Origin of the sequence: Arthrobacter sp. efr-133-TYG-118 (genome assembly GCF_030209755.1) — a bacterium.
In the GTDB taxonomy this organism is placed as follows: Bacteria; Actinomycetota; Actinomycetes; order Actinomycetales; family Micrococcaceae; genus Arthrobacter.
Map to the genome: position 1 here is coordinate 108,925 of NZ_JARVRH010000031.1, position 7,044 is coordinate 115,968.

Consider the following 7,044-nt stretch of genomic DNA (forward strand, 5'->3'; position numbering starts at 1 on the left):
GCATCGTGACCGAGACGCCCGCCGTGAGCGAAACCGTTACCGAGACAAACACCACCTACCTTGACCGCGGCGGCTTCCGCTTTGCCGTCCTCACCCTTACGAACTCCGGCCGGCGCCCCGTGACGTTGGGCCCGGCATCGCTTGCCGGGTTCGAGGCCGCAGTGAGCGCCCTGGACCTTTCCGGGATAGACGCCGTGGCCGTGACCGGCAAGGGCTCGGTCTTCTGTGCCGGTGCGGACCTGAAGACGATGACCGAGGCCACCACGCTGCAGCAGGCTGAGGAGGTAGCACGCCGGGGGCTGGAGGTGCTCGGACAACTGGTGGGACTACCGGTGCCCACCTTCGCATTCATCAACGGGACCGCCCTGGGCGGCGGGCTGGAACTGGCCTTGCACGCCGACTACCGCACGGTTGCGGATTCGGTCCGGGCCCTGGGCTTCCCCGAGGTCCGCCTCGGTCTGGTGCCTGGCTGGGGCGGCATCCCGCGCGCCGTGGCACTACTCGGGCCCGCAGAGACAGGGCGTCTGGTGGTCACGGATTCGCTCGCGGGCAGGAACCTCTCCGCCCGGGCCGCGGCCGAGCTTGGCTTGGTCGATGCCATACTGCCCGAAGACGGATTCATGGCGGCATCGCTGGATTTCGCCGCCGGCGTTCTTTCCGGGACTACAGCCACGGCCGCTGCTCCGGCCCGCGCCGACCGCAGCGCGGAGCAGGATCCCTCCGGCGCCGTCGTTGGATCCGCAGGACTGGAGGCCGTCCGCACACAACTCGATGCCCGCCTGCACGGCGCCGCGCCCGCCCCCTACCGTGCCCTGGAGTTGATCGCCTCCGCTTCCGGAAGCGAGGAGGCCGCCGGACAGGCAGCGGAGATCCGGGCCTTCGGCGAACTGCTGCTCTCCGACGAGGCCCGTGCCAGCATGTACGCCTTCCACCTCACGCAGTCCCTGGCGAAGAAGCCCGCGGGCAGGCCGGCCGCGGCACCGTTGCCGGTGCGCTCGGTCGGCGTCGTCGGTGCCGGGCTGATGGCCAGCCAGCTCGCCCTCCTCTTCGCGCGGCAACTGCGCGTCCCGGTACGGATCACCGATCTATCCCAGGAGCACATCGACAGGGCACTGGAGTGGACCGCCGGACAGCTGGACAAACTCGTGGGCCGCGGGCACCTGCAGGCCATCGAGGCCGAGGCCGTCCGCGCCCTGATCACCGGAGGCACAGACAAAGCAGTCTTCGCGGACTGCGACGTGGTCATCGAGGCAGTCTTCGAGGAACTGGAGGTCAAGCGCGCCGTGTTCTCCGAGCTTGAACCGCTGCTGCGGCCAGACGCCCTGCTGCTGACCAACACCTCTTCGCTGTCCATTGAGGCCATGGGCGCGTCCCTCGCCAAGCCCGAGCGCCTGCTCGGCTTCCACTTCTTCAACCCCGTGGCCGTGCTGCCACTGGTGGAAATCATCACGGCGCCGCACACGGACGAAACCACCCTTGCGACGGCGTTCGAACTGGCCCGGCGGCTGCGCAAGACAGCCGTTCTCGCCACGGACACGCCCGGCTTCGTAGTCAACCGCGTGCTGACCCGGCTCTTCAGCGAAGTCCTTTCCCTGCTCGACGACGGCGCCGATCCAGAGACCGTGGACCACGCCCTGGACCCGCTGGGCCTGCCCATGACACCGCTGCAACTGCTGCAATTCATCGGCCCGGCCGTGCAGCTGCATATCTGCGAGACCATGCACCAGGCCTATCCGCAGCGCTTCGGCGTGAGCACCAGCCTCACGAAGCTGGTCGCCGCGGGACTCCCAGGCTATCTGGACGACGACGGCGGCCTCTCACCTGCCGCCGCTGCCCTGCTGCCGGCGTCGCACCCGGCTGAGTCTGGCGCCATCCGCGCCAGAATCCTTGCCGCGCTGACCCGGGAAGTCACGTCCATGCTGGACGAGTCGGTGGTGGCCGGGCCGGAGCAGATCGACCTATGCATGGTCCTTGGCGCCAATTTCCCGTTCCATGCCGGCGGTCTGACCCCACTGCTGGACCGGGAAGCAGGCGCCGCCTTCCATCCGGATCTGCGCGTTCTCGTCCCGGCTGTCGAGTAGCCCAGCCCTCGCTTAGCCCGGGTCGTCCCCTTGCCGGCAGACCGGCCCTCCATCCCTCGTCCGTCCAAGGAGAAGAAAATGAACCGCAGTACAGATGTCGTCATCGTCGGGGCCGCCCGCACGGCGCAAGGCAGACTGATGGGACAACTCGCCCCGCTGACCGCCGTCGATCTCGGCGGCGCCGCGATCGCCGCGGCCCTGGACCGGGCCAAGATCCGCCCCGATGCCGTCGATGCCGTCATCATGGGACACGTCCTGCAGGCCGGGGCAGGACAGAATCCTGCGCGGCAGGCAGCCGTCGCCGGCGGCATTCCGCTCAGCGCCCACGCCGCCACAATTAATAAGGTGTGTCTGTCCGGACTGAGCGCCATCATCGACGCAAGCCGAATGTTGAGGCTGGGAGAAGCCGCGGTGGTAGTCGCCGGCGGACAGGAATCAATGAGCAACGCCCCGCATTTGCTGCCCGGTTCGCGCGTCGGGCATCTCTACGGTGACGCTGCGCTGGTCGACTCTGCGGCCCACGACGGGCTGACGGACGCCTTCGATGAGGAATCCATGGGGCTGGCCACCGATCGCGCCAATGACGCCTTGGGCATCTCGCGCGCCGAGCAGGACAAGGCCGCAGCCGATTCCCACCGGCGGGCAGGCGCTGCTCAGGCCGCCGGGTTCTTCGACGCGGAGATCGTCCCTGTCAAGGTTTCGCGGGGCCGCGGCGAGGCCGAACTGGCAGGAACTGACGAGGGTGTACGTCCGGACAGCAACGAGGAGTCGCTCGGTAGGCTCAGGCCGGCGTTCTCCCCGAGCGGCACGGTGACCGCGGGAAATGCCTCGCCGCTCAACGACGGCGCGGCCGCCACCGTCTTGACAACGCGCGGCTATGCAGACGGCCACGGTCTCGAGATCATGGCGATTCTCTGCGCCCCGGGCCAGACAGCGGGGCCAGACACCTCGCTGCCGGACAAGCCGGCCCGTGCCATTGGCAAGGCACTTGAGGTGGCCGGCTGGAGCGTGGAGGATCTGGACTTCGTGGAGATCAATGAGGCGTTCGCCTCGGTAGCCTTGCATTCCGCGGCAAAGCTCGGAATCGGCATGGACAGAGTCAACATCAACGGGGGAGCGATCGCCCTTGGCCATCCCCTTGGTGCCTCCGGCGCGCGGGTTGTCGTCTCGGCCGTATACGAACTCATGCGCCGCGGCACCGGCAAGGCGGCCGTGGCACTGTGCGGCGGGGGCGGCCAGGGGGAAGCGTTGCTCCTGTCACGCTGACTCAAACCAGACCGATGCTCCGCCTAACCGGTTAGTCACGTAGGTGCTGGTCTGTCCCTCACCGCCGCACCGTGGTTCGCAGGAGTTTCAGGGCCACGGAGATCGAGGCGAGGTCCACCTGTCCGGGTTTGGTGACCTCCGCGAAGGTGTCCTTGATCCTTCCCAGTTGTTCCTGGTGTCCGCGCTCCCATTCCACGATGCGTTCCACGGTATTGGCACCTGTCGTATCAGGGTCCCGAGTGGTCTGCATGACCGAAAGGGTCATGTCTGCGACGGCGGAGTACACATCGTCGCGCAATGAGGCCCGGGCCAGGGCTTCCCAGCGGTTCTGCCGGGGCAGGTCGGTGATGCGCAGCAGCAGACTCAACGCACCGATCCGATGGAAAACCGCATAGTACATATCAGCGATCGTGGTCGCTGGTTCGTCAACCAGTTCCGAAATCAAGGAGATGTCAAGGAGCCCGAAGCTTTCCAGCAGATCGGAGGAGCGCCGTCTCAGCTCATCCGGCATCCCGGCGTCAGCCCAACGCGCCAACCGGTCCTCGGTGTGGTCACGATCGGAGCCGCGCAGAAAGTCCAGGGTCCGGGCCCGCAGCAGCCCAAAGGTCGGCCCGATCCTCGCAAGGGCATCCTCGACGGGCTGGTCCCGATGATCGTGTGTCACGTACCAGCGGGTTGCCCGGTCCAGGGCCCTGCGCATATACAGTGCCATTTCCGCCGCGCATTCGCTGGGAAACCCGGAGGGAAGGGCGGTCATCCTGCCCGTTATCCATTGCAGGTCGTAGGCCTCGCGGACAACCACGAAGGCCCTGGCCACGGCCGCGGCGGTGGCGGTGGTTTCCTCGATGGCGCGGAAGGCGTACGTGATCCCTCCGAGGTTGATCATGTCGTTGGCCACCACGGTGCAGATGATCTGCCGGCGCAACGGGTGGGAGTCCAGTTCGGCGTCAAAGCGTTCGGACAGCTGGCGGGGGAAGTAGCCGCGGAGGACCCGCTTGAACCAGGATCGTCGGCGAGGTTGCTGGCGGTGAGCTCCTTTGCCAGTTCGACCTTTGCGTAGGCGGCAAGCACCGACAGTTCCGGGGCGGTCAGCCCGGTGCCTGCCCGCAGCCGGTCCTGGAGTTGTTCCGTGCCCGGCAGAGCTTCCAGGTTCCGGTCCAGGTCCGCGGCAGTCTCGAGCCAGTCCATGATCCGTTCAAAGCCGGGGCTCAGCTCCGGGGCCAGGTGCCGGTCGTTGAAGAGGAGGACGTTCTGGTCCCTGTTGTTTGCCAGGACCAGGCGGCTTACCTCGTCGGTCAGGGAATGCAGGAACCCTGTCCGTTCCTCGGGCCGCATCTTGCCGGTCGCGATCATCCGGTCGATGAAGATCTTGATGTTGACCTCGTGGTCCGAGCAGTCCGCGCCGGCCGAATTGTCTATCGCATCGGTGTTGAGGAGGACACCGTTCAGGGCCGCCTCTATCCGGCCGCGCTGGGTGACGCCCAGGTTCCCGCCCTCTGCCACGGTCCGGGCCCTGAGCTCGTTGCCGTTGACCCTGATGGTGTCGTTGGCTTTGTCGCCGACGTCGGTGTGGTCCTCGGTGGAGGCTTTGACGTATGTTCCGATGCCGCCGTTGTAGAGCAGGTCCACGGGCGCCCGGAGTATGGCCTGCATCAGTGCGTGGGGTGGCAGGGATACAGTTCCCGGCTCCAGGCCGAGGCACAGCCTGACCTGCTCGGTGATCTCGATGTTCTTGGCCGCGCGGGAGTGGACAGCCCCGCCTTCGCTGATCAGGGCCGGGTCGTAGTCGGCCCAGGACGAACGGGGAAGACCGAAGAGGCGTTTGCGTTCTTCGAAGGATGTTGCGGCGTCGGGGGTCGGATCAAGAAAGATGTCCCGGTGGTCGAATGCGGCCACGAGGCGGATGTGCGGCGAGAGCAGCATCGCGTTTCCGAACACGTCCCCGCTCATGTCTCCGATGCCGGCCACGGTGAAGTCTTCTCTCTGTGGATCCATGCCAAGCTCGCTGAAGTGGTGCTTGGCGGATTCCCATGCACCACGGGCGGTGATGCCCATCTGCTTGTGGTCATATCCCACGGATCCTCCGGAAGCGAACGCGTCGCCCAGCCAAAAGCCGTATTCCCGGGCCACGGCGTTGGCTGCGTCCGAAAACGATGCTGTTCCTTTGTCGGCCGCAACCACCAAGTAGCAGTCATCACCGTCATGGCGCACCACGCGGTCCGGGGGAACCACCTCTTCACCTCGTGGCGTGGTGACCAGATTGTCTGTGAGGTCCAGCATGCCCTTGACGAAGATCCGGTAGCACTCCAGGCCTTCCGCGAGCCAGGCTTCGCGGTCCGTCACAGGGTCCGGCAATCGTTTGGGGTAGAAGCCTCCTTTGGCCCCGGTGGGCACAATGACGGAGTTCTTCACGTTCTGGGCCTTGACGAGTCCCAGGACCTCGGTCCGGAAATCCTCGCTTCGGTCGGACCAACGCAAACCTCCGCGCGCCAAGTCCCCGAAGCGCAGGTGCACGCCTTCCACCCGCGGCGAGTAGACCCAGATCTCGTACTTCGGACGCGGAAACGGGGCACTGGCGATCGCAGCAGGATTGAGTTTGAAGCTCAGGTGGGCCTTGCCCTGGAAGTAGTTGGTCCGCGTTGTGGCTTCCACGAGGTTCATGAAGGTGCGCAGCAGGCGGTCTGCGTCGAGGACCGGGATGTCGTCGATCGCGCCCAGCAACTCCTTCGTCGCCACAGCAATGCTCCGGACACGGTCAGGCCCGTCCAGTCCGGGATCGAACTTCGCCTGGAACAGTGCCAGGAGCGCGCGCGTTGCCCGGACGTTGCTGATCAGCGTGTCCGCGATGAATCCGTACGAGTTGGTGGTCCCCAGCTGCTGGAGGTACTTCGCGTAGCTTCTCAGGATTGCTGCCTGCCGCCAGCCAAGCCGTTCCCGGATGACGAGTGCGTCGATCCGGTCGGATTCGCTGTCCCCCCGCATGGCGGCCGCGAAAGCCTCCGCGAGCAGTCCGCTCGTAGCCTCGGGGTCGACACCGCCGGGATACTTCACGCCGAGGTCGTAAAGAAACACGTCCTGCGCGGCACCGCGCCGGAGCTCGAAAGGCCGCTGATCCAGCACTTCGAGCCCGAGGTTGTGCAGGAAGGGCAAGATCCGGGTCAGGCTCCTGGGCCTGGTCAGGTAAAGGCGGATCCTGGCGTCCTCGACGAGCGTGCTCGAGGCGCCCTTCCTGACGTAGACCGTGAGCAGCGGATCCCCGTATGGTCTGCCTCCTGTACCTTCCAGGTCGAACGTCTCGAAATTGACGATGTCCCCGACCGCGGCTTCCACATCGTAGACCGCGCGATAACTGGCAGGAAAGGCGTCCGACCAGAGCCCGGCGAGCCGTACGGCCTCCGCCGTCGGGAAGCGGTCACGGATCGCATCGTCGAGCCCGTCCGACCATGAGCGGGTAGCGGCTATCAGGCGCCGCTCCAGTTGGGACGGGTCGACGACGGCTGCATGTGACGGCGGGGCGTCCGGCACGGCACCATCCACGTGGATCCGGAAGAACACGCGGGCCAGGGGTGACTCGGTGAGCCGGACTTCGAAATCGACGGAGTCCGCTTTGAACGCCCTCCGGAGTTCTTCTTCGATCAACAACCGGACCGCCGTGCTGTAGCGGCGGCGCGGGAAGAAGACGAGCGCGGACACGAAC

Annotated in this window: 2 protein-coding genes and 1 pseudogene; 2 read left to right on the top strand and 1 reads right to left on the bottom strand. The window is 66.3% G+C overall.

Annotated features, from left to right (window positions below):
• The first annotated feature begins 5 nt into the window (after positions 1–5).
• Positions 6–2,081: a 3-hydroxyacyl-CoA dehydrogenase NAD-binding domain-containing protein gene (locus tag QRN59_RS21760; protein ID WP_284984535.1), complete on the top strand. Its 2,076-nt coding sequence runs from the start codon at positions 6–8 to the stop codon at positions 2,079–2,081.
• A 78-nt stretch (positions 2,082–2,159) separates the two neighbouring features.
• The gene (locus QRN59_RS21765; RefSeq protein ID WP_284984536.1) at positions 2,160–3,347 is read left to right on the top strand and encodes an acetyl-CoA C-acyltransferase; all 1,188 of its coding nucleotides are present in this window, start codon (positions 2,160–2,162) and stop codon (positions 3,345–3,347) included.
• A 58-nt stretch (positions 3,348–3,405) separates the two neighbouring features.
• On the opposite strand, the pseudogene QRN59_RS21770 reads toward QRN59_RS21765, so the two are convergent.
• Positions 3,406–7,044 (bottom strand): annotated as a pseudogene (locus tag QRN59_RS21770) (NAD-glutamate dehydrogenase); the annotation flags it as partial.

Bases quoted from the DNA above. Each gene is read 5' to 3' on its own strand.
- QRN59_RS21765 (WP_284984536.1), top strand. From the start codon at position 2,160: ATGAACCGCAGTACAGATGTCGTCATCGTCGGGGCCGCCCGCACGGCG.